General features: G+C 57.6%; 25 protein-coding genes and 1 tRNA gene. 13 read left to right on the top strand and 13 right to left on the bottom strand.

Annotated elements, in window-relative coordinates; translation table 11 throughout:
* Nucleotides 1–40: 40 nt before the first annotated feature.
* From ACP15V_RS16335 to ACP15V_RS16325, 3 genes are all read left to right on the top strand, one after another.
* On the top strand, nucleotides 41–1,123 hold the full coding sequence (locus tag ACP15V_RS16335) for a Zn-dependent alcohol dehydrogenase (protein WP_424944774.1): 1,083 nt from the start codon (nucleotides 41–43) through the stop codon (nucleotides 1,121–1,123).
* A gap of 203 nt (nucleotides 1,124–1,326) precedes the next feature.
* Nucleotides 1,327–2,070 carry a HisA/HisF-related TIM barrel protein gene (locus tag ACP15V_RS16330; protein ID WP_424944773.1) on the top strand — a complete coding sequence of 248 codons (744 nt, stop codon included), beginning with the start codon at nucleotides 1,327–1,329 and terminating at the stop codon, nucleotides 2,068–2,070.
* Nucleotides 2,071–2,559: 489 nt separating this feature from the next.
* Nucleotides 2,560–4,593, top strand: coding sequence for a GSCFA domain-containing protein (locus ACP15V_RS16325; protein ID WP_424944772.1), 2,034 nt, complete (start codon nucleotides 2,560–2,562; stop codon nucleotides 4,591–4,593).
* A gap of 448 nt (nucleotides 4,594–5,041) precedes the next feature.
* On the opposite strand, the gene ACP15V_RS16320 is transcribed toward ACP15V_RS16325, so the two are convergent.
* From ACP15V_RS16320 to ACP15V_RS16310, 3 genes are all read right to left on the bottom strand, one after another.
* Nucleotides 5,042–5,118, bottom strand: a tRNA-Arg gene (locus ACP15V_RS16320).
* 50 nt (nucleotides 5,119–5,168) lie between these two features.
* Complete coding sequence (locus ACP15V_RS16315; RefSeq protein WP_424944771.1) at nucleotides 5,169–5,351, bottom strand: CTP synthetase; 183 nt, start codon at nucleotides 5,349–5,351, stop codon at nucleotides 5,169–5,171.
* A gap of 74 nt (nucleotides 5,352–5,425) precedes the next feature.
* The gene (locus ACP15V_RS16310; RefSeq protein ID WP_424944770.1) at nucleotides 5,426–5,620 is read right to left on the bottom strand and encodes a CTP synthetase; all 195 of its coding nucleotides are present in this window, start codon (nucleotides 5,618–5,620) and stop codon (nucleotides 5,426–5,428) included.
* 149 nt (nucleotides 5,621–5,769) lie between these two features.
* On the opposite strand from ACP15V_RS16310, the gene ACP15V_RS16305 reads away from it, so the two are divergent.
* Entirely contained in the window at nucleotides 5,770–6,213 is a 444-nt protein-coding gene (locus ACP15V_RS16305; protein ID WP_424944769.1) for a type II toxin-antitoxin system Phd/YefM family antitoxin, read from the top strand.
* A gap of 7 nt (nucleotides 6,214–6,220) precedes the next feature.
* Here ACP15V_RS16305 and ACP15V_RS16300 read toward each other — a convergent pair whose 3' ends face one another.
* Genes ACP15V_RS16300 through lepA form a run of 3 tightly spaced genes read right to left on the bottom strand, consistent with a single transcriptional unit; the run spans nucleotide 6,221 to nucleotide 9,624 of the window.
* Nucleotides 6,221–6,631 (bottom strand): hypothetical protein, encoded by a 411-nt coding sequence (locus tag ACP15V_RS16300; protein WP_424944768.1) that lies wholly within the window; start codon nucleotides 6,629–6,631, stop codon nucleotides 6,221–6,223.
* Nucleotides 6,628–7,824, bottom strand: coding sequence for an ATP-binding protein (locus tag ACP15V_RS16295; RefSeq protein ID WP_424944767.1), 1,197 nt, complete (start codon nucleotides 7,822–7,824; stop codon nucleotides 6,628–6,630). Before ACP15V_RS16295 ends, ACP15V_RS16300 begins: the two co-directional genes overlap by 4 nt.
* Nucleotides 7,825–9,624, bottom strand: coding sequence for a translation elongation factor 4 (gene lepA / locus ACP15V_RS16290; RefSeq protein WP_424944766.1), 1,800 nt, complete (start codon nucleotides 9,622–9,624; stop codon nucleotides 7,825–7,827). It abuts the gene before it with no gap.
* Nucleotides 9,625–9,660: 36 nt separating this feature from the next.
* On the opposite strand from lepA, the gene ACP15V_RS16285 reads away from it, so the two are divergent.
* Nucleotides 9,661–11,118 carry a hypothetical protein gene (locus ACP15V_RS16285; RefSeq protein ID WP_424944765.1) on the top strand — a complete coding sequence of 486 codons (1,458 nt, stop codon included), beginning with the start codon at nucleotides 9,661–9,663 and terminating at the stop codon, nucleotides 11,116–11,118.
* A 231-nt stretch (nucleotides 11,119–11,349) separates the two neighbouring features.
* On the opposite strand, the gene ACP15V_RS16280 is transcribed toward ACP15V_RS16285, so the two are convergent.
* Nucleotides 11,350–11,805: an Lrp/AsnC family transcriptional regulator gene (locus ACP15V_RS16280; protein WP_424944764.1), complete on the bottom strand. Its 456-nt coding sequence runs from the start codon at nucleotides 11,803–11,805 to the stop codon at nucleotides 11,350–11,352.
* Nucleotides 11,806–11,928: 123 nt separating this feature from the next.
* On the opposite strand from ACP15V_RS16280, the gene ACP15V_RS16275 reads away from it, so the two are divergent.
* From ACP15V_RS16275 to ACP15V_RS16265, 3 genes are all read left to right on the top strand, one after another.
* Nucleotides 11,929–12,993, top strand: a complete 1,065-nt coding sequence (locus tag ACP15V_RS16275; protein ID WP_424944763.1) for a Glu/Leu/Phe/Val family dehydrogenase — start codon at nucleotides 11,929–11,931, stop codon at nucleotides 12,991–12,993.
* A gap of 125 nt (nucleotides 12,994–13,118) precedes the next feature.
* The gene (locus tag ACP15V_RS16270; protein ID WP_424944762.1) at nucleotides 13,119–14,087 is read left to right on the top strand and encodes a 1-phosphofructokinase family hexose kinase; all 969 of its coding nucleotides are present in this window, start codon (nucleotides 13,119–13,121) and stop codon (nucleotides 14,085–14,087) included.
* 219 nt (nucleotides 14,088–14,306) lie between these two features.
* Nucleotides 14,307–14,615: a hypothetical protein gene (locus ACP15V_RS16265; protein WP_424944761.1), complete on the top strand. Its 309-nt coding sequence runs from the start codon at nucleotides 14,307–14,309 to the stop codon at nucleotides 14,613–14,615.
* A gap of 44 nt (nucleotides 14,616–14,659) precedes the next feature.
* Here ACP15V_RS16265 and ACP15V_RS16260 read toward each other — a convergent pair whose 3' ends face one another.
* Nucleotides 14,660–15,136 (bottom strand): low molecular weight protein-tyrosine-phosphatase, encoded by a 477-nt coding sequence (locus ACP15V_RS16260; protein ID WP_424944760.1) that lies wholly within the window; start codon nucleotides 15,134–15,136, stop codon nucleotides 14,660–14,662.
* Nucleotides 15,137–15,328: 192 nt separating this feature from the next.
* Here ACP15V_RS16260 and ACP15V_RS16255 point away from each other — a divergent pair, with 192 nt between their 5' ends.
* The gene (locus tag ACP15V_RS16255) at nucleotides 15,329–15,925 is read left to right on the top strand and encodes a winged helix-turn-helix transcriptional regulator (RefSeq protein ID WP_424944759.1); all 597 of its coding nucleotides are present in this window, start codon (nucleotides 15,329–15,331) and stop codon (nucleotides 15,923–15,925) included.
* A 100-nt stretch (nucleotides 15,926–16,025) separates the two neighbouring features.
* Complete coding sequence (locus ACP15V_RS16250) at nucleotides 16,026–16,727, top strand: NAD-dependent deacylase (RefSeq protein WP_424944758.1); 702 nt, start codon at nucleotides 16,026–16,028, stop codon at nucleotides 16,725–16,727.
* A gap of 279 nt (nucleotides 16,728–17,006) precedes the next feature.
* Here the strand turns inward: ACP15V_RS16250 and ACP15V_RS16245 are convergent, their stop codons facing one another.
* The 3 genes from ACP15V_RS16245 to ACP15V_RS16235 form a co-directional block, all read right to left on the bottom strand.
* Nucleotides 17,007–17,537, bottom strand: coding sequence for a copper chaperone PCu(A)C (locus ACP15V_RS16245; protein ID WP_424944757.1), 531 nt, complete (start codon nucleotides 17,535–17,537; stop codon nucleotides 17,007–17,009).
* A 159-nt stretch (nucleotides 17,538–17,696) separates the two neighbouring features.
* Nucleotides 17,697–18,053: a hypothetical protein gene (locus tag ACP15V_RS16240; RefSeq protein ID WP_424944756.1), complete on the bottom strand. Its 357-nt coding sequence runs from the start codon at nucleotides 18,051–18,053 to the stop codon at nucleotides 17,697–17,699.
* 195 nt (nucleotides 18,054–18,248) lie between these two features.
* On the bottom strand, nucleotides 18,249–18,614 hold the full coding sequence (locus tag ACP15V_RS16235) for a VOC family protein (protein WP_424944755.1): 366 nt from the start codon (nucleotides 18,612–18,614) through the stop codon (nucleotides 18,249–18,251).
* 147 nt (nucleotides 18,615–18,761) lie between these two features.
* Between ACP15V_RS16235 and ACP15V_RS16230 the strand changes: the two genes are divergently transcribed.
* The gene (locus ACP15V_RS16230) at nucleotides 18,762–19,460 is read left to right on the top strand and encodes a helix-turn-helix transcriptional regulator (protein WP_424944754.1); all 699 of its coding nucleotides are present in this window, start codon (nucleotides 18,762–18,764) and stop codon (nucleotides 19,458–19,460) included.
* A 101-nt stretch (nucleotides 19,461–19,561) separates the two neighbouring features.
* On the opposite strand, the gene rpmB is transcribed toward ACP15V_RS16230, so the two are convergent.
* Complete coding sequence (gene rpmB, locus ACP15V_RS16225; RefSeq protein ID WP_424944753.1) at nucleotides 19,562–19,849, bottom strand: 50S ribosomal protein L28; 288 nt, start codon at nucleotides 19,847–19,849, stop codon at nucleotides 19,562–19,564.
* A 456-nt stretch (nucleotides 19,850–20,305) separates the two neighbouring features.
* On the opposite strand from rpmB, the gene ACP15V_RS16220 reads away from it, so the two are divergent.
* Both ACP15V_RS16220 and ACP15V_RS16215 read left to right on the top strand, forming a co-directional pair.
* On the top strand, nucleotides 20,306–20,833 hold the full coding sequence (locus tag ACP15V_RS16220; protein WP_424944752.1) for a hypothetical protein: 528 nt from the start codon (nucleotides 20,306–20,308) through the stop codon (nucleotides 20,831–20,833).
* A gap of 107 nt (nucleotides 20,834–20,940) precedes the next feature.
* Complete coding sequence (locus tag ACP15V_RS16215; protein ID WP_424944751.1) at nucleotides 20,941–21,543, top strand: hypothetical protein; 603 nt, start codon at nucleotides 20,941–20,943, stop codon at nucleotides 21,541–21,543.
* 89 nt (nucleotides 21,544–21,632) lie between these two features.
* On the opposite strand, the gene ACP15V_RS16210 is transcribed toward ACP15V_RS16215, so the two are convergent.
* Complete coding sequence (locus tag ACP15V_RS16210; protein ID WP_424944750.1) at nucleotides 21,633–23,462, bottom strand: ABC transporter ATP-binding protein; 1,830 nt, start codon at nucleotides 23,460–23,462, stop codon at nucleotides 21,633–21,635.
* Nucleotides 23,463–24,040: the final 578 nt, after the last annotated feature.

Here is a 24,040-nt window from a genome sequence, read left to right as displayed (position 1 = left end):
CCCTTTGCACAGTGTGAAAAACTCATATGCGGAGCGGGACATGCAGACCATCAAAGCCGCCGTGTGCCACGAATTCGGTGCCGATCTGACCATCGAAAACATCCAGATCCGCCCCCCAGAGGGGCGCGAGGTCGAGGTGACGGTCGAGGCCGTGGCGATCTGTCATTCCGATATTTCCTATGCCGATGGGGCCTGGGGCGGGGCCTTGCCCGCCGTCTTTGGCCACGAGGCCGCAGGACGGATATCGGCCCTGGGGCCGGGGGTCACCGGGCTGGCCATCGGCGATCCGGTGGTGGTCACGCTGATCCGGTCCTGCCAAAGCTGCGCGTCCTGTGCGTCGGGCCGCCCAACGCGCTGCACCACGCGATATGACGCCACCAAGGGGCCGATCACCTGCCCCGATGGCAGCGCGCTCAACCAGGGGCTGGACACCGGGGCCTTTGCCGAAAAGCTGGTGGTTGAGGCATCGCAGGTGGTGAAGCTGCCCGAGGAAATCCCGATGCAGGTCGCCTGCCTTTTGGGCTGCGGTGTGATCACAGGCGTCGGCGCGGTGGTCAACACGGCGCAGGTGCGCCCCGGCCAGAACGTGGTGATCATTGGGGCCGGCGGTGTGGGGTTAAACGCCATTCAGGGCGCGCGCCTTGCGGGGGCCGCCCACATCACCGCCGTTGACATGAGCGAAGACAAGCTCGGCATGGCGATGGAATTTGGCGCAACGGCAGGGGTGCTTGGCACCGACCCTGCCCCGTGGAAAGCCGCCTACAAGGCCGCCGGGCGCGGGGCGGATGCGGTTTTTGTCACCGTGGGGGCCATTCCCGCCTATGACAGCGCGCACCGGTTTCTGGCGCCGGGCGGGCGGGTGATCGCGGTGGGGATGCCCCATTCCGGCGAAACGTCCAGCTATGAACCGGTGGTGATGGCGGTTTTGGGCCAGGGCATTCAGGCCAGTTTCATGGGCGATGTGGTGGCGCAACGCGACATCCCCTGGATGGTTGACCTGTACAAACAGGGCCGGTTGAAGCTGGACGAACTGGTGTCCGGCACCTGGCGCTTTGACCAGATCAACGCGGCCATTGCCGACACCAGAACCGGGGCCGCCCGGCGCAATGTGATCTTGTTGTAGGCGCGGGAATCACACGCTCCGCCGCTAATTCCCCAATCCGGCATTTCCATGTTATGATGGAAATCCCCCGCCCTCATCGGCGTCATAAATTGGCGTCACTGTCTGTTTCACCCCATTTCCTGTCGGTTCCATGCCCGACGTTTTGCCAATTATCACGCCTGTTGAGGGGGTCTTAGGTGATGTCGTTGGAAAGGGAGATGCCAATGCAGATTTACCCGTTGATCGAACTGCTCGAAGGGCGCTGCGTCAGCCTGTTTCGGGGCCGCACGGAAGAGCCGCAGATCTGGCATGTGGACCCGGTGAAACGGGCCATGGACTATGCCGAAGCCGGGGCAGACGCGATCCAGATCACCGATTTCGACGCCATGTCCGGCGACACCCGCAATGACGAGGTGATCCGCGAAATCATCCGCACCGTGGGCATCCCGGTACAGGTCGGCGGCGGTGTGAAAACGCTCGAACGGATCGCGGAATGGGTCGACCACGGCGCGGCCCGTGTGGTTGTCGGGTCGCTCGCGGTGTATCAGCCCGAGCTGGTGAAAGAGGCCGCATCGCTTTACCCCGATCAGATTGTTCTGGCGGTGGATGTGTTCGAAGGCCAGGTGGTCAGCGACGGCTGGAAAAACAAATCCGCCTTTGATGCCTCGACCTTCCTGTCGAAATTCCAGGGCGACCCGCTGGCGGCCATCCTGATCACCGATATCGACGCCGATATTGGCGATGCAGAAGACACGCTGGCCCTGATCACCCAACTGGCGGGCGAAGCCAACGCGCCGGTGATTGCGCGCGGCACGATCAGTGAAATCGACGACGTTTCTCGGCTGAAATATGTGCCGCACGTGTCAGGCACCATCATCGGCCGCGCCCTGTTTGACCGCAGCGTCGATCTGGCCGAGGCGTTGGAGGTGGCCAAACCCGAAGCCACGCCAAAAGCCGAATTCATCTGATCCGGCCCACAAAAGCGCCCTGCCCTGCGGGGCGCTTTTCACGTTAAAGCGCTACGGTATAAACATGTGCCTCAAGTTTATACCGTAGCGCTGTAGCCTGGGAAAAATCTGCGCATAAGCGCGCGCTCCGCACGGGGACGACGCAGGTTTTCATTCCTTGGTGACCCTTTGGAAAACGGCTCACACCATTGCATGGCGTGGTCACAAGAGGCGTGAAGAGTCAATTTCCATGCGCTGACCAATCCGGACAGCTTATCGTTCCAGTTCGAACGGCCATGCAGCGCAGCCCATGAAGCACGGCAACACTATTTGACATACTGTCATACATCTTCATTGTGATAATCAAGTTGTCGATAGAGTTTTGTTCGTCGGCGGTCTAAATCCACCTGAGAAACCTACTTAACAGGTTTATTCAGAGATCGGCATTTGAAGATTTCACATCGTCATCCGCTTGTTGACACCGTACTTGCAATGCTTCATTCAATTTTCTTGATTTTAGATGTTTCTAGGGGAGGACACCACATTGCGAGTTGCGATGATTGGAAACTGTCAAGGTTATGCGCTTTCGCGCCTATTCACCATTTTGGCACCGACTGTGGAAACCGTTTTTTCTCCGTTGTTGCACTCAGGGACGCAGAGAAGCGCAGCGAACTGGTTTCAAAGATCTCGGAATGTGATCTAATCTTTACAGTTCCGTTCAACGCCCCGTTGTATGATGGGTTCAGCGACAGCGATCTCCGGGACGGCTCGAGCATATATAGATACCCTACGATCAGCTTTGCTGGCTATCATCCGGATTGTGGCAACCTGAATAGTGGAAAGCTGAAGTCTCCTATAGGTGACTATCATTCCCTCATCGCCGCTTCTGCATTTCTAGTGGGAGCCTCGGTTCAGAAAACCCAGAGTATGTATAACTCGGAAGTATACGATCGATTGGGTTTCCGGGATTTGTTTTCCTCGGAGATGACCCGCCTGAAAGGCACATTCCAGAAGTTTCAACTACCGTTCGAAGACAACTTGTCAAAATCGTTTGAGCGGCAGAAAATGATGCATACGATAAATCACCCAACCTACAAGTTTCTTGATACAGTGGCGAAGGGCCTGCTCGAGCGTAGCAACATTGATTATACTGACATTTCCGGTGATGAGTATCTTTCTGACACATTTCCCGACAGCACGATATATCCAGTTTATCCCGATTTGCTTCCCGGCCTTCCAGGTGCCTTTGCCTTCAAACCCGCTTCTCCCAAGTCTATCGCCTTGGCACCATTGGGGTTGCATGAGTTTGTTTCCAAGTCATTTAAGCTTTACTCAGAAGCCGATGCGAAAGAACTCGAGAACCCCCAATTGGAACACTTCAAGGGGATTATTTCTCAGGTTCTGAAAGACACCCCAAAGCGTCAAATTCACTTGCCGCTAAATCGCATCAAAAACGCATTGATCAAGTCTGTAAAACCCAAGCCAGTCAAACCAAAAAAGAAACACCCCTATCTTGGTTTGCCGGATTATCAATTCTGGAAGCGCTCGTTCCAGATACCTGCGTCTGAGGTTGACCCCGTTGTCACTTCGAAATTTCGCATTGGAACGAGTGATAGGATTGCAACTGCCGGTAGCTGCTTTGCCCAGCATCTGGCCAAACGTCTTGCTCGATCAGGTTTCAATTACTTTATCCCTGAGAACGCCCCTCAGGGGCTGAGCCAGCACGAGGCATCCCAAAATAATTATGGGGTGTTTTCCTGCCGATACGCAAATATCTATACCGTACGCCAACTCCATCAGCTGTTTGACAGATGCCAAGGCAAATTCAATGATCAGATAGGTTTCTGGGAAGATTCCAACGGTCGCATACTTGATCCCTATCGCCCTCAAATTCAACCCGGAGGTTTTTCAAGTGTTGCCGAAGCGACTCAAGATCGAAAAACGCACCTGGCTTCGGTAAAAAGGATGTTTGAGGAGCTTGACTATTTTGTCTTCACGATGGGCTTAACAGAATGCTGGGTGCATAAAAAATCTGGTGCAGCTCTGCCTGTGGCGCCTGGTGTTGCTGGGGGTGAGTATGACCTCGAACAATACGAGTTCAGAAACTTCGGATATGAAGAGATTCTGAGCGACCTTCAGGATTTTTTGGCAAAGCTGAGCGAGATCAATCCCAGGGCTCAAGTGATTTTAACCGTATCGCCCGTCCCACTAGCGGCTACCTATGAAGATCGCCACGTATTGGTTTCGACAACAGCCAGCAAATCAATTTTGCGTGCAGTAGCCGAGCATGTGAATAGAACGCAAAATAGCGTGCATTACTTCCCCTCCTACGAGATTATTACCGGAAACTATACAGGCTCAAGCTACTTCGAGACTGACCTCCGCGAAGTTCGCAGTGAAGGTGTTGATCATGTTATGCGATTGTTCGAAAAACACTGCACTGTTCAGACCACTCCTGCGGGTGAGACCAGTGAGCATTCCTATCTAGATCAGATAGTTTGCGAAGAAGATCTTTTGAATATACCCAAAACCGATTCAGCTTGAGAGAACAGGTGGGCACTGCCCTGGGGCCAGTCAAAGAACCGATACACCTGAAAGCGCAACAGACCGTTCCAGCCGGCAGGGATCATTCTGGTCGCTCTCGGTGACGAGCGTCGGTTTTCCAACCCAACGGCTTTGGTCAGGTCATTCAGAAACAGGCCGTAATTGGCGCGCTCCACCCCGCCCGATTGTTTCCACCGCTCGATAAATTCTGAAATCGTCTGCATAGGCACCAACATAATTCGTTACCGGCGACGATGCCCGTCATACGGGCCACCTGCAACCCATTCTTACAAAGGGGCGGCGCTGGCCAGCAGAACTGCCATCACAGACTTTGCGCGTTTACGGGCTCTGTGCCCAAAAACCACCCTCTCGGGCACCCCTTCAGACGCACAGGTTTCTCGCACCCCAAGCTGACTTTGCGACAAGAGCTTATTTGTAAAAGAAAATATGGCGATCCCTGAAGGACTCGAACCCTCAACCTGCTGATTAGAAGTCAGCTGCTCTATCCAGTTGAGCTAAGGGACCGCTGAGAGAACGCATACCCTCGCACGGCCCCCCGTTCAACCGCGAAATTCTCACAGATCTTTCAGCTTCCCGGCCACAACCCAGGAAATCGGCAGCGCGACTATAAACCCAATTATCGCAGCATAAACAATGGGTTTACCGGTATCGAGCCCCATGGTCAGAGCCGCAACAATCAAAATCCCGGCGACTGTGGCCCCAAGCAAAACGTAAATGACGGCGGTAAGGCGAAGCATGGCGATCCCTCATGGCTAAATATGCAATTTCGGGAATTCTTGCGCCGCCAGACCACCGCCTGCTTTGATCTGGATCAGTCGCCCATCATCTGGCGTGCGACATAGTAACTCACGGGAAACCCTAGGATAAATCCAACCGCCGCCGCGCCCAACAGCGGCCACAGCCCGGTCACGCCATTCACCAAGGCCACCACCACCAACACGGATGCCACGGTCGACCCGATGATCCCGTAAAAGGTCATGACCAGTTTCCAAAGCGATGATTTCATCCCTGCCCCCCTCAGCACAGCCACATTCGGCCCCCACAAGGCGCGCACGCCCGGCTCAGCAAAACTTTAAACTCTTTAACGAGCATTGCAGGAAACTTGTAACTTTTATCCCTCTGAAATCCAAAACTTTAAACTTTCCAAGGCCCCAGATGTCCACAATCCTCCCCCCCCGCTACGTCCGCCTGACCGACGCGCGCCTCAACCTGACCGAAATGATCAAACGCACTGTGAATGGCGAGGAACGCATGATCCTCACCCGCCACGGCAAACCGGTGGTGGCGCTGGTCACGGTGAACGAATTGCACCGGATCTGGGCCGATGAAGAATACGAGCTTTACGGCCCGATCAACCCCGACACCGGCAAACGCTATGGCTGGGACTGGGTCGCCCGCACCGGCTGGAAACGCCCGCTGTTCGAGGCGGAGGCAATTGCCAAAGAGGCGGCGGAGAAAGCCGAGATCGAAGAGACATACGCCCGCGTCGAGGCCATGATGAAATCCTGGGAGGAGGAGGACGAAGGGGCATCGGAGGCATCAGCGAGGAGTGCCGAAGACGCGGGGCGTGGGTGGTGGAAACGGTGGTGGGGGTGGTGAGGTAACGTCAGTCAACTTTAATTATAGCTTTACGAGAACTGAGCTTTAGTCGGCTAGGCTCAAAACCTTTAATTTGTTTCAAGGCTCTTAAATCTTTGAGTTGGCCAGAAGTCGCTGGACACTTTGTGGCGACAATTACTGCATGTACTTCTTTGTCGTCACAATACTCCTTTAGAACTTCGGCCGCTGAACAGATTTGGCTTGCCGCCTTTGGCACGTCCTTACCCTTTAATTCTATAAACCAAATTTTGTTCTCATCACTTAAGAACCCGTCGCAACGCTCACCTTGATTGATTAGACACCCATCTACCTGAGCTTTCGAAAACTCTCTTTGAGTTGGATTATCAAAAATGGCCTGTCTATTTTTCTCCTTAAACAAAATCTTTTTATGATTTACGGTTTGAATACAATCATTCAATCTGAGTACTCCAAATAATCCTCTGCAATCTTTTGAGATACAGCATCCAGATAATTCGTATCAATCAAGCCCTCATCATCCAGCAGGCAGCTTGCTGACCCAGCACCCAGACGATAGGCATCAAATTTTGTTTCCTCATCACCCTCTTTTGTTAGCCTCAAGATTTCATTGTTCAAACAGGCGAGAACATAAGGAGAGTGTGTGGTGAACAAAACACTGCAGGTTTCATTCAAAGCTACGCTAACAATTTGCTGTAAGATGTAGCGTTGCGCTTCAGGAAAAAGATGGGCTTCGGGCTCTTCGATGATCAAAAGTTGGTTACCATAGGTTCTTTCTGGAAACTCGATGAGTGACAGTAAAAGTGGAAACGCCTCTTGTTGCCCAGATGATGCAGAGCTTAAAGCAACTTTGCCCCACTCTGTTTTGATGAACTCCCTCGACTTTTCACGAGTATACTCGCCTCGAATGACGGGGCGAATTGTTTTCTTGATCGCATCCATCTCTTCAGCTGTCCTAGGGCCGTACAACTCACCTAGGATGCGCCTTTTCGCAAATTCATAAAACGACCCAAATTGCGCGAGCACAGGGTCAATTCGCTGGTCCGACGCGAGGAAGGTAAATAACTCTTCGCTAACAGTTGAATAAAACGCTCTAGATGCCGGAACAAACAACACATCGGGCACCGAACTATAAAAACTTTTCACCTCTTCAAAGCCAGTTGAAAAGCTATAAAAAGATGCACGTCTTTTTCGATCACCCTTTTCATCTATATTTTTTTGGTACCGAGAATAAGCCCTCTTCAAACGTTGCCCTAGAGACGAATAGGCCTTTGACATTGTGAGCTTCGGTTTAGTCTTATTTGAAACGCGTTCGACTTCTAGCTCGTACTCTCCAACAGAGTATTTAATCTGAAAACCACCCGCAAACCCGTCGAGTCCTCCAAACAAACTCAGGAACTCGCTGAGTTGTTCAGACTTGAACTTTCGAAGTTCAAAGTTTTCTCCAACCACTACTCGAGCATACGAGGATAGAAAACGACGAGAAAAATAAAATAGCTTTGCGACAACGGACTTCCCCGAAGCTTGAGCTCCAATCAACGCCGTTACATCTGAAAGCTCGATCTTTGCCGAGGAAATTGAAAGAAAACCTCTTATCTCTAAACACTCGTCCTCGAATGAAATCGTTTCAATCATTTAGTTATCCATTTTCAATGCAGAAATAAACGCCTCTTGCGGAATATCCACTTTCCCGAACTGGCGCATCTTCTTTTTACCCGCCTTCTGCTTCTCCAGCAGTTTCTTTTTCCGGGTCGCGTCGCCGCCGTAGCATTTCGCCGTCACGTCTTTGCGCATGGCCGAGAGCGTTTCGCGGGCGATCACCTTGCCGCCAATCGCCGCCTGGATCGGGATTTTGAACATGTGGCGGGGGATGAGGTCCTTCAGTTTCTCCACCATCGCCCGGCCCCGCATCTCAGCCCGGTCGCGGTGCACCATGGTCGAGAGCGCGTCGACCGGCTCGTCGTTTACGAGGATCGACATTTTCACAAGGTTGTCCTGCCGATAGCCTTCCATCTGATAGTCAAACGAGGCGTAACCTTTTGTTACCGATTTCAGGCGATCATAGAAATCAAACACCACCTCGTTGAGCGGCAGGTCATAGACCGTCATCGCGCGTGACCCCGCATAGGTGAGGTCCATCTGAATGCCGCGGCGGTCCTGACAGAGTTTCAGCACGTCGCCCAGATATTCGTCCGGCACCATGATCGTCGCCTTGATGCGCGGTTCTTCCATGTGATCGACCGTGCTGAGGTCGGGCATGTCCGCGGGGTTGTGCAGCTCCATCATCGAGCCGTCTTTCATATAGACGTGATAGATCACGCTGGGCGCGGTGGTGATCAGTTCGATGTTGTATTCGCGTTCGATCCGGTCGCGGATCACTTCGAGGTGCAGAAGGCCCAGGAAGCCGCAGCGGAAGCCAAAACCGAGTGCTGCCGAGGTTTCCATTTCGTAGGAGAAGGACGCGTCGTTCAGGGCCAGCTTTTCGATGCTGTCGCGCAGGTCTTCAAACTCGGCGCTATCGACCGGGAAGAGGCCACAGAACACCACGGGCTGCGACGGCTTGAAGCCCGGCAGCGCCTCGGTTGCGCCTTTCTTTTCGTGGGTGATCGTGTCGCCCACGCGGGTGTCGCGCACCTGTTTGATCGAGGCGGTGAGAAAGCCGATTTCGCCCGGCCCCAGCACGTCAATCGGTTTCATTTCGGGGGTGAAGACGCCGACGCGATCCACCGGGTAGACGGCGTTGGTCGACATCATGCGGATGCGCTCGCCCTTTTTCAGCTTGCCGTCGATGATCCGCACCAGAACGATCACGCCCAGATAGGCATCATACCAGCTGTCCACCAGCATCGCCTTGAGCGGCGCGTCCGGGTCGCCCTTGGGCGCAGGCAGTTGGGTCACCACGGCCTCCAGCGTTTCGCGGATGCCGACGCCGGTTTTGGCGCTGACCTGAATGGCACCGGTGGCGTCGATGCCAATCACATCCTCGATCTGTTCGGCCACCCGGTCACATTCCGACGCGGGCAGGTCGATCTTATTCAGAACCGGCACAATCTCGTGATCGGCCTCAATCGCCTGATAGACATTGGCCAGCGTCTGCGCCTCGACGCCCTGCGTGCTGTCGACGACCAGCAGGGAGCCTTCGACCGCGCGCATCGAGCGGCTGACCTCATAGGCGAAATCCACGTGACCCGGCGTGTCGATCAGGTTTAGCACGTAATCCTCGCCATCCTCGGCGGTGTATTCGATCCGCACCGTGTTGGCCTTGATGGTGATGCCGCGCTCGCGCTCGATATCCATACTGTCGAGCATCTGCTCTTTCATATCCCGATCGGCGACGGTGTTCGTCTCCTGGATCAGGCGGTCGGCCAGCGTGGATTTCCCGTGGTCGATATGGGCCACGATCGAGAAATTGCGGATGTGTTTCAGGTCAGTCATAAGGGAAGCGTATTATAGGGATTTGGGGATTGGTCAATGGTAATGAATGAAAGTCCTAGTAGGAACAGGTTCGACACAGAAAATTCACTCGATTGGCTGGGTGAAATTCACAGCATGGACGATGAGGAGGCTCGTACGGCTCTTTATCGGGCTTGCTTGGTTAAATGCGGTGAGATCTCCAACCTTCGCGTGTCTCACAAAGACCGATCTAAGTCTGCCGTTCTCGTCGCATTTCGGATTGCAATTACAATTCGAGCGCTTGAGAGTTGCGATGGCTACGAGAAGAAGGTTCTCCATGTCGCTAGATCAGCGCTAAGAATTAGCAAGGCGAAAATGTTCTCTGTCATACACGATGCGCTAGTGGATGGAGAGCAGGGCAATTATGTTGAAGGTATTCGTCGAATACATCTTTCATCTTCAGGATTTCGTAAGAGGTTTATGAGGCAAGCCCTTCTAAAAGGCGGAACTGGAAAATCAATTGCTGATATTGATTTCCAGTCAGACGATTCAGAACTAATATACTTTCGCTTGTATGAGCAATTTACTTGGGCTGATGATGTGCACCCAGAGCCCGCACATTGGTCGTTCTGGAAAGACTGGTTGTTGGGAGAACTCAACCACGACGAACTAGAAATTGAGATATTACGACGTGTAGCGCTGATCCCAGATCCGGACTGGGAAAAAGGGCCAGAGCATATCGCGCGGAAGATTGAAGAGATCAAAGCAGGGTGGCTTTCGGAGCAAGTCCCCTCTGCCGAGAAGATCGAGTTTGACGAGGACACCCAAAAGTTCCACGTGGTCCCACTGGAGATTGCCAAACCTGATCTTCTGGGCGCAACCCTCTCACAGATTGAGGATGCACTGGAAGACGTGCTTGCCTGCCCCTCCAACGGGTTGCATGACGGGTCCAAAGCGGTGCGGGTGCTCCGCCGAACGCTGACGAAATATGGCAATAACCCACAACAGATCGAGATGGGTCTGGTCACGGCGCACACGGCGATCACCCGTCAGTTTCTGTCTGACGAGATGCCTCAGAGCGAAGAAAACCTCGCCCTGCGCGATGCCATTGAGGAGGGCGCACGCGGCATTCGCGCCACCCATCCAGAGGTCGCAGAGAACCGCAAGATCCTGCAAGACCAAGCGCTGCGGGAGATGTCGCAAGAAGATCTTGACCTTCTGGAAGATGCAAAACCGTTGTTAGAGGCTTGGTCTGCAGAAGACTTGGCCGAAGATTGGGCGCATGACATTCCGCAACTGATCAATGACGCGGTAACCCCATTGCCATCTGGCGCCCCACCCCTGCCCGGTGCAGAAGAAGCCACCCGCATATTCAGTCGCACCGCCAAGATGAAACTAAGCTATGACGCAATTGTAAGCAAAGGGGCGAGTGCGTTTGACAGCAAAACCATGAAAACCGTGCGGCTTGGCCTTACACTTGGTGGGGTGTTGACTGCGTTGGTCAGCATGGGGTTGCGCGTATTTGGTTTGATTTAGACGCAGAGGACAGCGCCCGACCCTAGGGGGGGGCATCGGGACATTGCGTGGGGCAATCGCCCACAACACCCGGAACGTTTGTACAAATGGATACGTCGCAAAAGCGCCCTCCGTTTTGCCGAAGGCAAACCTACGGTTTGACGGGGAGGGTCGGGCGCTGTCCGGCCTTCGCCCGGACGAAACAGGGGCAAACGCCCACCCAGGGTCGGGCGTGGCCCTCCTGTCAAGCCCTCACCCCATCGGTAACCGATTGCGCCGCACCATGGTCCGCAGGGTAAAGCTCGACCGCATTCGGCTGACGCCTTCCACCCGCATCAGGTGGTTTTCCATGAAGGCGTCAAAGGCGGTCAGATCGGCGACGACAACCCGCAGCAGGATGTCGCGCGATCCGCTCATCAAATGGCATTCCATCACCTCTTCCATGCGCGAGACGGCTCGCTCAAAAGCGCTGATCGCTTCGCGTTGCTGGCTTTCTAGCTCCACCTCGATAAAGACCGTCACCGGCAGGCCCAGCTTGGCCTGATCGACCCGTGCGCCATAGCCGGTGATCACGCCGCGATCTTCCAGCGCCGCGACCCGGCGGGCGCAGGGGGTGGGGGACAATCCGACCTGTTCGGCCAGGTCGCCCAGCTTTTGCCGCCCATTTTGCTGCAGAGCAGAAATTATGCGTCGATCGGTGGCGTCCATCGTATTTCTCGCGTCTTTTTCGATTTCACGGCAGATTATCACCAATCCGCAAAAACTTCACGCGTGAAATTGGTGAAAATCCGTGCTGCCCCCACGTTAATCTGGACCAAAGGGAGACCACATATGAGCATCACCACCATCACCTCGACCACCCATGAACAGATCCTGCGCGTGGCGGATCCGGCCTGCGGGCTGGTCGGTTTCATCGCCATTCATTCCACCGCGCTTGGCCCGGCGGCGGGCGGGCTGCGGATGCGGCCTTACGCCAACGAGGATGAGGCGCTGACCGATGTGAAACGCCTGTCTGAGGGGATGACCTATAAGAACGCGGCGGCGGGCCTGCCGCTGGGCGGGGGCAAGGCGGTGATCATGGGCGATCCGGCGACGCAAAAAACGCCCGAGCTGTTGCAGTGTTTTGGCCGCGCGGTGGAGGCCTGCGCCGGGCGCTATTGGACCGCCGAGGATATGGGGATGACCACGGCGGACATGGCGGAGCTGGCGAAAGAGACCAAATATGTGGCCGGACTGGCGGAAGGGGCGTTTGCTTCGGGCGACCCGTCACCCATCACCGCACGCGGGATTTTCAACGCGATCCGCCGGGTGGCCACACATCGGTTTGACGACTGGACCCTGAAGGGCAAGCGGATTTCGGTGCAGGGGCTGGGCAATGTGGGCTGGAACCTGTGTCACCGTCTGAAGGCGGCGGGGGCCGAGTTGATTGTCACCGACATCAACCCCGACCGCGTCGCACTGGCGGTCGAAACTTTCGGGGCCACGGCGGTGGGGCTGGACGAGATCTATGGCGTCGAGGCAGATATCTTTGCCCCCTGCGCCATTGGCGGCGTGTTGAACATCGACACGATCCCACATCTGCAGGTGGCCGCCGTGGCAGGCGGCGCGAACAACCAGCTGGCCACGCCCGAAGACGCGGCGGCGCTGCACCATCAGGGCATCCTGTACTCCCCGGATTTTGTCGCCAATGGCGGGGGCATCATCAATGTGGCCACCGAGATCCTCGGGATCGAAAACCGGGTCGATTGGGTGGATGAAAAACTGACCGCGCTGGATGACACGATGGAGGCGATCCTGGTGGAGGCCGAACGTCGCGATGTGAGCCCGGCGGATGTGGCGCTGGAGGTGGTGGCGCGGGCCATTCCGGCCAAGGACGCGCAGGCGCCCGCGGCGTAATCCGCAAAACTGATAGCGCTAAAATCACGCATGGACCTTGGCAAATGACAGGTCTAGGCTCTGGCCAACACTGGCCGGGGCCTTTTTGCATCCGGCCCCCGTATGAGCAGCCCCCGGAGTGCCCCATGTCCGACATGATACCCGACCAGATGCCCATCCTGACCGTGACCCTGAACCCGACGCTGGACATGTCCACCGATGCGGACCGTGTGCAGCCCGAGGCAAAGATCCGCTGCGACGCGCCCACGCTCGACCCCGGCGGGGGCGGCACCAATGTGGCGCGGGCGGTGAAGATCCTGGGCGGGCAGGCCACCGCATTTGTGGCGCTGGCCGGGTTTCGGGGCCAGCAGGTGGCCGCGCTTCTGGATCGCGAGGCGCTGCCCTATCACAGCTTCGATCTGCCCGGGGAAACCCGGTTGTCGCTGGCGGTGGGCAACCGGGCGGATGGCGACCAGTACCGCTTTGTCATGCCCGGTCCAACATGGCGGGAGGAGGATGTGAACAGGTGCCTGTCGCAGATCAAGGACACTCTGCCAGCTGACGCGTTTCTGGTGTTGTCCGGGTCGATGCCGCCGGGGGTGGAGCCGGGGTTCATCGCAGCGCTTTCAGACACAGCACTTGCGGCGGGGGCGCGGCTTGTCCTCGACACGTCCGGCCCGACGCTGGCCAACGCAGCGCGTGGTCGCTCTGCCGGGCTTTCGGTCTTGCGACTGGATCAGGCGGAAAGCGAGGATCTGGCGGGGCATTCCTTACCAACGCCCGAGGACAGCGTGGCGTTCGGGCTTGCACTTCTCGAACGCCGCGCTGCGGAAATCGTGGTGATGGGGCGCGGCGCGGAAGGATCGGTGTTGGTGGGACCAACCGGGGCGTTTTTCGCACGGGGGCAAAAGGTGCCGGTGAAATCCAAGGTCGGCGCGGGCGACAGCTTTCTGGGCGCCTTCACCCTGTCGCTTGCCCGTAACGAACCGCCCGAACAGGCGCTGTGTCACGGGGTTGCCGCGGCTTCGGCGGCGGTGATGTCCGCCGCAACGGCGCTATGCGCGCGCGAAGATGTTGCCGGTATTTTACCCCGGGTGATCCTGTCCCGGCTGTAGCCACATCCGCGTTCCTCAACGGGTATTTGCGAGAGTGTACGGGAAATTCGGTGGTTTTGCGCCGTTATCTGCGTGGAAAATGCAACAGAAATTGCACCTTTTTGACAGCTGTGCTATGATATGGGGAATGAGACTCGACACGCAATCCGGGTCCGACTCTGGCCGGGTTTCCCCGGCATATCGGCCGCACATCTGCGGCCCGTCAAATGAGGCAGTGACATGAAACACTTGGTAATGGCCTGTGTTCTGGGCATCAGTGTAATCGCATCCACCCCCGCCCCGGCTGGCAAGATTGAACGCGCCTGCCTGAGTGCGGACCGATCATCAGCGTCGCGCAACCTGTGTGGCTGCATTCAGGATGTGGCAGGCGCGATGTTGAGCAACAGCGAGCAATCGCGCGTGGTCAAATTCTTTAAAGACCCGCATGAAAGCCAGGTTCTGCGTCAGTCGGATCGCCGGTCGGACGAGAAATTCTGGAAGAAATACAAGCAGTTCGGCCAGGCCGTCAGCACCTATTGTCAAAGCTGATCTGGCGCGCCGAACGCACCGGACTGATAACGGGATCACAAGCGTCACGGATTGCGTGACCCTGCCTGAAGATAGCGAACCAAACCGCGAGAAGCCGCCTCGACAAGATCAAGCGTCTGGTCGAAATCGCGCGTGTAATATGGGTCTGGGACATGATCCATGCCCGTCTCCGGGGCGAAGTCTGTGAACACGCGCAGGGGGGTCTGATCCCCCGCCGGGCGCAGCCGCTCCATATTGGCAAGGTTGTCGCGATCCATGCCGATGATCAGGTCAAACCGGTCGAAATCCTCGGCCTGGAATTGGCGGGCCCGCAGGGAAGACAGGTCATGACCGCGTGTCCTTGCGGCCTGTTGCATCGGCGCATAGGGGGCATCCCCCACGTGCCAGTCTGACGTGCCGGCGCTGTCGATCATCAGGTCAAGATCGGGCGCCAGATCGGCGGCGATGGTCCGAAACACGCCTTCGGCGCTGGGCGAGCGGCAGATATTGCCGAGGCAGACGAAAAGAACATGTTTGGTCATGGGGATGTGATAGCGGATCCCCCTGGCCCTGTCACCAGAGACCCTTTTTTCGCACCGCCATCATGCAATCCGCAACAAAGCGCCCATCAGACTGGTCGCATCTTGCACCCCAAAAAAACAACGATATAGACACGATCCATGAAACGCGCGAAACCATATGCCCAAACCTGCCCCATTTCCCGATCGCTTGACGTGCTCGGGAACCGTTGGGGGCTTCATGTCCTGCGAGAACTGCACGCTGGCCCCACATCCTTTGGCGAAATCAAGGCCGGCCTGCCGGGCATTGCCACCAATATGCTGTCCTCCCGCCTGTCCGAATTGGTCGAGGCGGGGCTGGTTCACAAAGCGGGGCGGTCGTATCGCCTGACGCCAGAGGGGATCGGGACACGGGGCATCCTTTATGAACTGGCGCGTTACGGGCGGCGTTTGCCGATGCCCGATCATCCTGCCGACCCGGAAAACAGCCGCCACCGGGCGGTGCCTTTGGCGGGGGCGATTGAACGGGTGGTTTCGCCGCAGACATCCTTGCGGGCCGAGCTGGTGATTGACGATGAACCGTTCAGCCTGGTGGTGTCCGAAGGGGCCGTGTCGCTGGAGCTTGGCCCCCTGCCCCTGCCGCCCGTGCGGATCCGGTTCAGCTGGGACGCGGTGGACAAGGTGGCCGATGACATGGGGCGTTTCGCCGAGTTTGCCCAGACCCAGGGGATCGAGGCGCAGGACCCGGCTGAAGTGGCCGCCCTGCTTGACCTTCTGCAAAAAGCCATCGACAGTCTGGGCGGGCATCGCTGACGCGTTTTGAGAAAAGCTGACGCCAAACCGGCCATGTGACGTGCGCTTGCCCATGACAACGGGGGCGAGACAGCAGGGGCGAGACAGCAGGGGCGAGCGCATGACAGACCATCAGGATATCGTCATTCTCACCGGCGCGGGGGTCTCGGCCGAAAGCGGGCTGGGCACCTTTCGCGACGCGGGCGGGATCTGGACCAAATATGATCTGCAAGAGGTCGCCACACCGGAAGGCTTCGCCAGGAACCCCGCCCTGGTGCATGACTTTTACAACGCCCGACGCGCGAACTGTTTGAATGCCAGCCACAACGCGGCGCATTCGGCGCTGGGGCGGTTGCAGGCAGAGCATCCCGGGCGGGTCAGCCTGATCACCCAAAACATCGACGACCTGCATGAACGCGGCGGCGCGCGGGAGGTGATCCACATGCATGGCGAGATCGCGCGCGCGCTTTGTGCCGCCTGTGATCACCGTTGGGACGCCCCGCGCGACATGGACCCCGCCGCCCCCTGCCCCAATTGCGGGCGCACCACCACCCGGCCCGACATCGTCTGGTTTGGCGAGATCCCCTATCAGATGGAACGGATTTATGGCCTGCTTGCCGAGGCCGATCTGTTTGTCGCCATCGGCACCTCGGGCACGGTTTACCCCGCGGCGGGGTTTGTGGGCGAGGCGCGCGCGATGGGCATTGCCACGCTGGAAATCAATCTGGAGCCGAGCGAAGGCAGCGCCTTGTTTGACCGCACCCTGCACGGGCCCGCGACCGAAACGGTTCCGGATTGGGTGAAGGACGTGCTTGGCGGCTAGAGCGAGTCGCGTTCCTTCGCATTCACACAACCCACTCTGACATTTTGATTTCGCATGTCCGTGGAGCGCAAAACCGGTGCCCACTTTTGCGCGACATGCTCTGAGGGTTTTCCTGTCCGCAGGGACGCTTTCGATTGCAGCGGCTTTCAGACCCTGACACAGTAAAGCCGCACCCATAGGGGTGCGGCTTTTGGGGGTGACTAATCCCCGGATCGGAGTGTCCTGGCCCGCAGGGGACGCAAAAACCACGTGGCCGGACACTCCGAAACTTAAGCTTCCTTAATTGCTGGCGCCAGAACCGTTGCCCTGAGGGGCGGTCATGTTTCCGTGATCCATCTTCATGGTGCCGCCCATCTGGCCGTTCATCTGGCCGCGTGACAGATCAACCGGAATGTCGACAACAACCTCACCGGCCTTTTCAAAGACCAGGGTCACGGTCACCGTGTCGCCCTCTTCCAGCTTCTGGTTCAGGCCCATGAACATCACGTGATCCGCGCCGCGTTTCAATTCGTGCACCCCGCCTGCCGGGATGGTGAAGCCTTCGGGCACATGCAGCATCTTGGCGACGCCCTGATCGTCGATCTTGTGGGTGTGCAGCTCGACCCGTTTGGAAATATCCGACCGCGCGTCGATCAGCTGATCATCTTCAGTGCCGTGGTTCATGATCTGCATGAAGGCGGCGCCCGCCTGGGCCGACATGCCAGCGGCGCGGGCATAGGCGTCTTTCACCATGATGTGGCCCTCGGCCAATGCCGGCAGGGTGATGAGCGAAACGGCAGTGGCCGCAAAAAGGGTTTTGAAAGTGGACATGGTTGCTCCTGATATCCTGATCTGAATGGGGAAGCGTGGGGTCACGCCTGTTGGAACACCCTGCAATCACAGGGGTTTTGCGCTCCGCTTTGTGCATGGGGGCCTGTCAGAAGACGGACCTCCACCGCAAACGGACGGCAAAACGCCCGGACGAAGGGATCAGATCAGGGTGGGAGGGCCGCGTGCCGCGGGCGTGGTTTCCGGGCGCTCTGTCACCGACAAGGCCACCACCACCGGGGACAAGGCAACCAGCGCACCTTCGGGCCGGTCAATCGCGGGCACATCAAAAGCAGCCACGAAGTTTTGCGCCCCATCCGGGCAGACATGCTGGGTCTCAACCGGCTCGCCATCGGGGCCAATTGTAATCGTGGTCATGCCAATGCCGGTACAGATCACCATCTCGACCCCATCCACATAGGTCGTGGTCAAGGGATCCCCGCCGCGCGCCTGGGCGAGCGAGAAGCCGGTCACAGTGAGGACCAGCGCAAGAAGATATGCGACAAAACCGCGGATCATGCCCAATGGCTACGCCCCTCGCACGGGCTTGGCAAGTGACAAAAGGAAGCGGGGGGATTAGGTGGGGAAAGAATGATATCTTAAGGAGGTAGCTTTTAGGCGCATCACCGCCGGTCATGTCAGGCGCTGCAAGGATGCAGGCACCCACTTCCAGATCTGGCGCAGTGAAGCGGGCGCTCTGCTCGGTAATCTCGGTCAGTCAGAGAAGCACAATTTGTTGCCATCAAGGTCCCTCACATAGGCCGAGAATTTTGGGCCTCTCTGACCTGGCGCACCCTCGCACTTCCCGCCCAGTTGAAGCGCCAACGCGTGCACTCTCTCCACGTCATCTTTGTCTCCGACGCAGAAGCCAACCATCGCCCCGTTCCCGTTTGTGGCCGGTTGTCCGTCGAAGGGCTGCGCCGTCGCAAAGGCAAAATCTTCGCCTATCCAGTAGGTCATGCGATCAGATGGTGAAATTGCGTTCAGCTTCGCACCTTCAAATAGTGTATCATAGAAGGTTTTGGACGCTGACATGTCGTTTGTTCCAACAACAACATAATTCATTTTCATGGTGTTCATCCCGTTTGCTCAGAGAGTTGGTTTCCAGACGTCGCAGCAGGACATGGGCCCCATGCGCGTTCTGATGACCGTTTTATAGACAAATATGCCATTTTACGGCACATTTGATGGATGGCCCGAACAAACGTACAGGGCAGGCTGCGGCGGATGGAGCTGCTGGCTGTTCAGCTTAAACAAGACACGCATTGCACGGTAAAAGAACTTGCCCGGCAACACGGGGTAAGCGTGCGAACGATCTCAAGAGATCTGTCATTGATGCGTGACCAGGGAATGCAGATTGACGCGGATCGCGGTCGCGGGGGGGGCGTGCGACTGGATCGCAATTGGGGCGTGGGCAGATTGAACTTGTCCTATGCGGACGCGGTTGATCTTCTCATCAGCATCGCGGTTGCAGAGCAGATGCAGTCGCCCATCTTTCTGGCAAACCTGGCATCTGTCCGTCGGCAACTCGTCGCATCATTTTCGCCGGAGAAACGCAGGCAAGTTGACCAGCTGAAATCCCGCATCATGATTGGCGTCACAGCATCAACATTTGTTCAAAATAGCGTCAGCCCCTTTCCAAAGCGCATAATTCAGGCCCTGCATCAGGCATTCATCTCGCAAAGCGAGCTGGAAATGAGATATAAACGAGAAGACGGAGTGATATCGGACCGGCGTATCGCACCCCACTACCTGCTTCTGAAATATCCTGTTTGGTATGTCGTAGCGATCGACCACTTGAAAGCGTGTCCTCGTACCTTTCGGGTCGATCGCATACTTGAGGCCCAAAAAACCGACACAACATTCAACTTGCTGCCAAAGGACGCGTTTGCACCTTCGATTGTTGGGGATGATCTTTCGGTTTGAGCTAAGCAGGATCCCCCCAACAGGAAAAACCGCCCGAAGGTTTCCCTTGGGCGGTGTCTCTAACCGGCATGGCCTGTTACGGCGGCCGGGACGCGAAAAGCTTAGGCTGCGGCCTGGGCTTTGGCGATGTCTTTTTTGATCTTCAGCGCGCCGGCCGACAGATCAGCGTCTTTGGCTTTGGCCAGGAACGCGTCCAGGCCACCGCGGTGATCCACGGTGCGCAGGGCAGCGGCCGAGATGCGCAGCTTGAAGCCACGACCCAGCGTTTCCGACTGCAGGGTCACATCGTTGAGGTTCGGCAGAAACCGACGACGGGTTCTGTTTTTCGCGTGGCTGACATTGTTGCCAGTCATCGGGCCTTTTCCGGTCAGTTCGCAAACGCGCGACATGGTCTCTTCCTTGCTTCTCAGGCCAGATTGGTGGGATTTTCCGATGCGTGTGCTTGGGGCCTTCCCCTCGCCGCGCACCGTCCGTCATGGATACCCACATGTGGCCGGTCAATAGTCATAGGCGCCGCCAAGGCGACACCCCGAATTCCGTCCGCGCTGAATAGACGTGATTTGGGGACACGTCAAGTGAGTCGGGGGCAGAAGTTGAGGGGCACCGTGTTCGGGCCGATTTGCCTGCCTGATAAGGGGTTTTCTCATGGATCACAAGCGGTTTCGCCCCCTGCCCCATGTCAAAGATCCCCTGCAACGTCTTTGCCGTCTTCGCCCCTTGCAGACAGGGCGCGTTTGATTCCCGCAAAGCGGGCGCGATGTGTTAAGATAGGGCATTTCAGTACCCCTTTCCGGAGCATCAAGATGATTTACCGATTCCCTGTGTGTGCCCAGGCACGCACCCTCATGTCTGCCCTGCTGGTCTGTCTGACCCTGACCGTCCCGCCCGATCGCGGGATGGCGTCCGGGCGGGATGCCCCCCCGCAAGAGGTGATCATCCCGCCCAAACCCACGCGCGACGACATCCCCGAACGCAACCACCAGGGGCGCGGCAATGGCATACTGACCCTGCCCACCACCAGCGTCACCCGCCTGCCGGACGGTCAGATTGCGGTCATGTTTGGCTATATCACCGGCAGCCCCAATGGCCGGTCGAGCTTTTACATCTGGAACACCCCTCTGAACCTGTTTTGTCAGGGCGCGGTCATGAAATCCGAAACTGGCAGTGGCGAGGGCGAAATCCTGTGCAGCCATGACGGGCGACTGATGATGCGGGACAAGATGGTGATCCCGGCCGAGGTTTACATGCGGTTTCACGGCACGTTGCAGCATCAAAACCGCGATCTGGACGGCAACCCGGTCTGGACGGTGCTGCGCTGGCGCGCGGGCCGCAGCTTCCCTGACCCGGCCCCGCTGATCGAGGCGTTTCGGTAGAGCTCAGACGCGAGACCATGACGCAGTGGGATTTCAATTTTCAATTGCGACTCGCGCAGCCCCGCCCTAATGGGTTGAAAAGTCGAATTTTAACAAGTGAGTTTGTCATGAAACCCTTTGCCTTGGTCTGCCTTGTGTCGACAGTTTTGATATCTGGCTGCAATTCCAAACACTACCTTGCGTCCGGCATCGCGCCGGCAACCGCCTCGGGCGATGTGTCCCGCGTCGAGAACAATGGCAACAAACGCGGCGGCGTTGTGAAAGACGCACGCGGGTTTGGCTATGCCTATGAAGCCGGGGATTACGCGCATGGCGAGGGGTTTGCGGCCTTCGCAGGGTTGCTGCCCGGCACCGAGCTGGGTGAGCTTCCGACCCGTGGCTCTGCGACGATGACCGGCCGCTATGAGGCGGCAGAAATTCGCAATATCAAGCTCAATGGCAACCAGTTGAGTGGGCTCAACAAAACCTATGGCGGCGACGTGACCGTGACGGTTGATTTTGCCAGCGCCACCCTGAACGGCACCAGCAAAGATGGCCGGTTGCAGATTGATGGCGATATCCACAAGGGCGGTTCGTTTTCCGGCAATTCCTCATTCAAGGTGGGATCCGGACGGACCGAAGGCGTGATCGACGGCAAGGAAGTCATCGGCGCGTTCAGCGGGGCCAGCGACACCTCGCTTTACGCCGGTGGCTTCACGGCGAAAAAGTAAGACGGCCCAGCTCTTGGTCCCAAATGACAAAGCCCCTCATCGGGGCTTTTCTTGTTTTACGGAAGGGGCGTCCGGGGAACACGGCCCCCTTACGCCTCGGCCAGAAACCCACCTGATTGCCGTTCCCATAGGCCGGCATAGGTGCCGCCCAGCGCCAGGAGTTCGTCGTGGCTGCCCTGTTCGATCACCCGGCCTTCGTCCAGCACAATCACCCGGTCCATCTGGGCAATCGTTGACAGGCGGTGGGCAATGGCGATCACCGTCTTGCCCTGCATCATGCCGTAAAGCGTCTTCTGGATCGCGGCTTCCACCTCGCTGTCCAAGGCCGATGTGGCCTCATCGAGCACCAGAATGGGCGCGTCTTTCAGCATCACCCGGGCGATGGCAACCCGCTGACGCTGGCCACCTGACAGTTTCACGCCGCGTTCACCCACCTGCGCGTCATAGCCGGTGCGCCCCTGCGGATCCTCTAGCGTCTGGATAAAGTCATGCGCTTCGGCGCGCTTGGCCGCGGCCACCATCATCGCCTCGCTCGCGTCCGGGCGACCGTACAGGATATTGGCCCGCACCGAGCGGTGCAGCAACGAGCTGTCCTGCGTGACCATGCCGATCTGCGCACGCAGGCTGTCTTGCGTGACCGTCGCCACATCCTGACCGTCAATCAGGATGCGCCCGCCTTCCGGGTCGCGAAACCGCATCAGCAGGTTGACCAGCGAGGATTTCCCCGCGCCGGACCGCCCCACCAGCCCGACCTTTTCGCCGGGTTTCACGGTGATCGACACGCCGTCCAAACCGCCCTTGCCCTTGCCATAATGGTGGGTCAGCCCGTCAAAACGAATCTCGCCCGCCGTGATGTGCAACTGCCCGGCATTCCGCGCATCGGTCAGCTCATGCTTCACCGCGATGGACCGCAGCCCCTCGCGGATCACACCGGCATGTTCAAAAAGCCGAATGGTCACCCACATGATCCAGCCGGACATGCCATTCAAACGCACGGTCAGCGCGGACGCCGCCGCCACTTCGCCCACCGAAATCAGGCCGGAGGTCCACAGCCACAGCGCCGGGCCAAGAACACCGGTGATCAACATGCCGTTGAGGATATTGAGGCCAAAGGAAAGCTCGGTCATGAGGCGCAGAAACCGCATGAAGCGCAGGCGCAACCGGCGCATGGCCGACAGAACATAACGTTCCTCACCCGCGCCCTGAGCAAACAGTTTCACGCTTTCGATATTGGCATAGGCATCCACCACCCGCCCGTTCACCAGCGAGCGCGCATCCGACCATTTCTCGGACGCGACAGACACCCGTTTCGCGATGTGGCGGGTGTAGGCGATGTACAGCAGCAGCCAAATGCCCAAAGGCACCGACAAGCGCCAGTCGACCGATCCAAGGATCAGCATCGCCGAAAGCACATAGGTGGTGGCATAGAAAATGCCCTCAAAAAACATATAGGTGCTGTCTTCCACGGCGGGGCCAAGCTGCATCACCCGGTTCGACAGGCGGCCCGCGAAATCGTTTTGGAAAAACGACAGCGACTGGCCCAGCATGTGCTTATGCGCCCGCCAACGCACCTGTTCCTGCATATTCCCCGCGAGCGTCTGTTCCAGGAAAAACCGGTTCATCACAATGGCAATGGGCCGCAGGATCAGGATGAAGAGCGCGGCCGCCAACAGCTCCCACCCATGGGCGGACCAGAAGCGCTCCGGCGCAGAGGCATTCATCAGATCGACAACGCGGCCTGTGTAAAAGATCAGCCCGGTTTCAATCAACGCCACCAGAACACCGGTCAGCGCCATCCAGACCATCCACTTCCGGAACGGGCCAAAATGGCTTTTCATAAAGGGCCAAAGGGCCGAGGGCGGGGTGGCGCTGTCATCAGGCGCAAACGGGTTTACGAGGTTTTCGAAATAACGAAACATGGGGGACTCCAGCAATGGAACTCCGAAGATCGGAAAGAAAGACGCGCGATGTTTGAAAAGGGCGCAGAGGAAGGGATGAAACGGGGGGCGATCAGATCTCGACAGCCCATGTCAGAACCGGCGAGTTAATCTCGGGTTGGGGTCCTGACTGGTTTCATCGGCATCTCTCCTCATGCGTGCAGAACATGCCTAGCCCAGATGTTAGCGCATATCAAGCCCCATGATCCGACCGTGGCCGCGCGCGCCACCAACCTTCTCATCCGAAGCGTTGCCAAAGGCTCCCGCGCGCGCGCCGCGCATCAAAGATGCGAGGCCCCCGCTTGGGCGTGGCCTCGCTACGCTCGGCAGCTTTCTTGCCTCCGGCGGGGATATTTCTGACCAGAAAATAGGGCGGGCACGCGGGGACCGCTTTTCTTGCCCGAAATACCTCGGGGTTCGAGGGCTTCCCGGAAACGATCTGGGGGATCGTTTCGCCCGATGAACGGGCGGAGCCCTGTGCAGCGCAGCTCGAGGGGCAGCGCCCCTTCCCCGCGCCGCGGAGCGGCGCACATCAAAACAGGTCTCACAACGTGAGCCAC

Source organism: Aliiroseovarius crassostreae, assembly GCF_049803815.1.
GTDB lineage: Bacteria > Pseudomonadota > Alphaproteobacteria > Rhodobacterales > Rhodobacteraceae > Aliiroseovarius > Aliiroseovarius crassostreae_A.
Note: the sequence above shows the minus strand (reverse complement) of the source record. Positions and strands in the feature narration are given on the sequence as shown.

Excerpts from the sequence above, each read along its gene's own strand:
- ACP15V_RS16280 (WP_424944764.1), bottom strand. The coding sequence starts at position 11,805 with ATGGACGCCACCGATCGACGCATAATTTCTGCTCTGCAGCAAAATGGG.
- ACP15V_RS16330 (WP_424944773.1), top strand. The coding sequence starts at position 1,327 with ATGCAGATTTACCCGTTGATCGAACTGCTCGAAGGGCGCTGCGTCAGC.
- lepA (WP_424944766.1), bottom strand. The coding sequence starts at position 9,624 with ATGACTGACCTGAAACACATCCGCAATTTCTCGATCGTGGCCCATATC.
- ACP15V_RS16265 (WP_424944761.1), top strand. The coding sequence starts at position 14,307 with ATGAAACACTTGGTAATGGCCTGTGTTCTGGGCATCAGTGTAATCGCA.
- ACP15V_RS16270 (WP_424944762.1), top strand. The coding sequence starts at position 13,119 with ATGTCCGACATGATACCCGACCAGATGCCCATCCTGACCGTGACCCTG.
- ACP15V_RS16285 (WP_424944765.1), top strand. The coding sequence starts at position 9,661 with ATGGTAATGAATGAAAGTCCTAGTAGGAACAGGTTCGACACAGAAAAT.
- ACP15V_RS16310 (WP_424944770.1), bottom strand. The coding sequence starts at position 5,620 with ATGAAATCATCGCTTTGGAAACTGGTCATGACCTTTTACGGGATCATC.
- ACP15V_RS16250 (WP_424944758.1), top strand. The coding sequence starts at position 16,026 with ATGACAGACCATCAGGATATCGTCATTCTCACCGGCGCGGGGGTCTCG.
- ACP15V_RS16215 (WP_424944751.1), top strand. The coding sequence starts at position 20,941 with ATGAAACCCTTTGCCTTGGTCTGCCTTGTGTCGACAGTTTTGATATCT.
- ACP15V_RS16240 (WP_424944756.1), bottom strand. The coding sequence starts at position 18,053 with ATGATCCGCGGTTTTGTCGCATATCTTCTTGCGCTGGTCCTCACTGTG.
- ACP15V_RS16210 (WP_424944750.1), bottom strand. The coding sequence starts at position 23,462 with ATGTTTCGTTATTTCGAAAACCTCGTAAACCCGTTTGCGCCTGATGAC.
- ACP15V_RS16220 (WP_424944752.1), top strand. The coding sequence starts at position 20,306 with ATGTCTGCCCTGCTGGTCTGTCTGACCCTGACCGTCCCGCCCGATCGC.
- ACP15V_RS16275 (WP_424944763.1), top strand. The coding sequence starts at position 11,929 with ATGAGCATCACCACCATCACCTCGACCACCCATGAACAGATCCTGCGC.
- rpmB (WP_424944753.1), bottom strand. The coding sequence starts at position 19,849 with ATGTCGCGCGTTTGCGAACTGACCGGAAAAGGCCCGATGACTGGCAAC.
- ACP15V_RS16245 (WP_424944757.1), bottom strand. The coding sequence starts at position 17,537 with ATGTCCACTTTCAAAACCCTTTTTGCGGCCACTGCCGTTTCGCTCATC.
- ACP15V_RS16305 (WP_424944769.1), top strand. The coding sequence starts at position 5,770 with ATGTCCACAATCCTCCCCCCCCGCTACGTCCGCCTGACCGACGCGCGC.
- ACP15V_RS16230 (WP_424944754.1), top strand. The coding sequence starts at position 18,762 with ATGGAGCTGCTGGCTGTTCAGCTTAAACAAGACACGCATTGCACGGTA.
- ACP15V_RS16260 (WP_424944760.1), bottom strand. The coding sequence starts at position 15,136 with ATGACCAAACATGTTCTTTTCGTCTGCCTCGGCAATATCTGCCGCTCG.
- ACP15V_RS16335 (WP_424944774.1), top strand. The coding sequence starts at position 41 with ATGCAGACCATCAAAGCCGCCGTGTGCCACGAATTCGGTGCCGATCTG.
- ACP15V_RS16295 (WP_424944767.1), bottom strand. The coding sequence starts at position 7,824 with ATGATTGAAACGATTTCATTCGAGGACGAGTGTTTAGAGATAAGAGGT.
- ACP15V_RS16235 (WP_424944755.1), bottom strand. The coding sequence starts at position 18,614 with ATGAACACCATGAAAATGAATTATGTTGTTGTTGGAACAAACGACATG.
- ACP15V_RS16315 (WP_424944771.1), bottom strand. The coding sequence starts at position 5,351 with ATGCTTCGCCTTACCGCCGTCATTTACGTTTTGCTTGGGGCCACAGTC.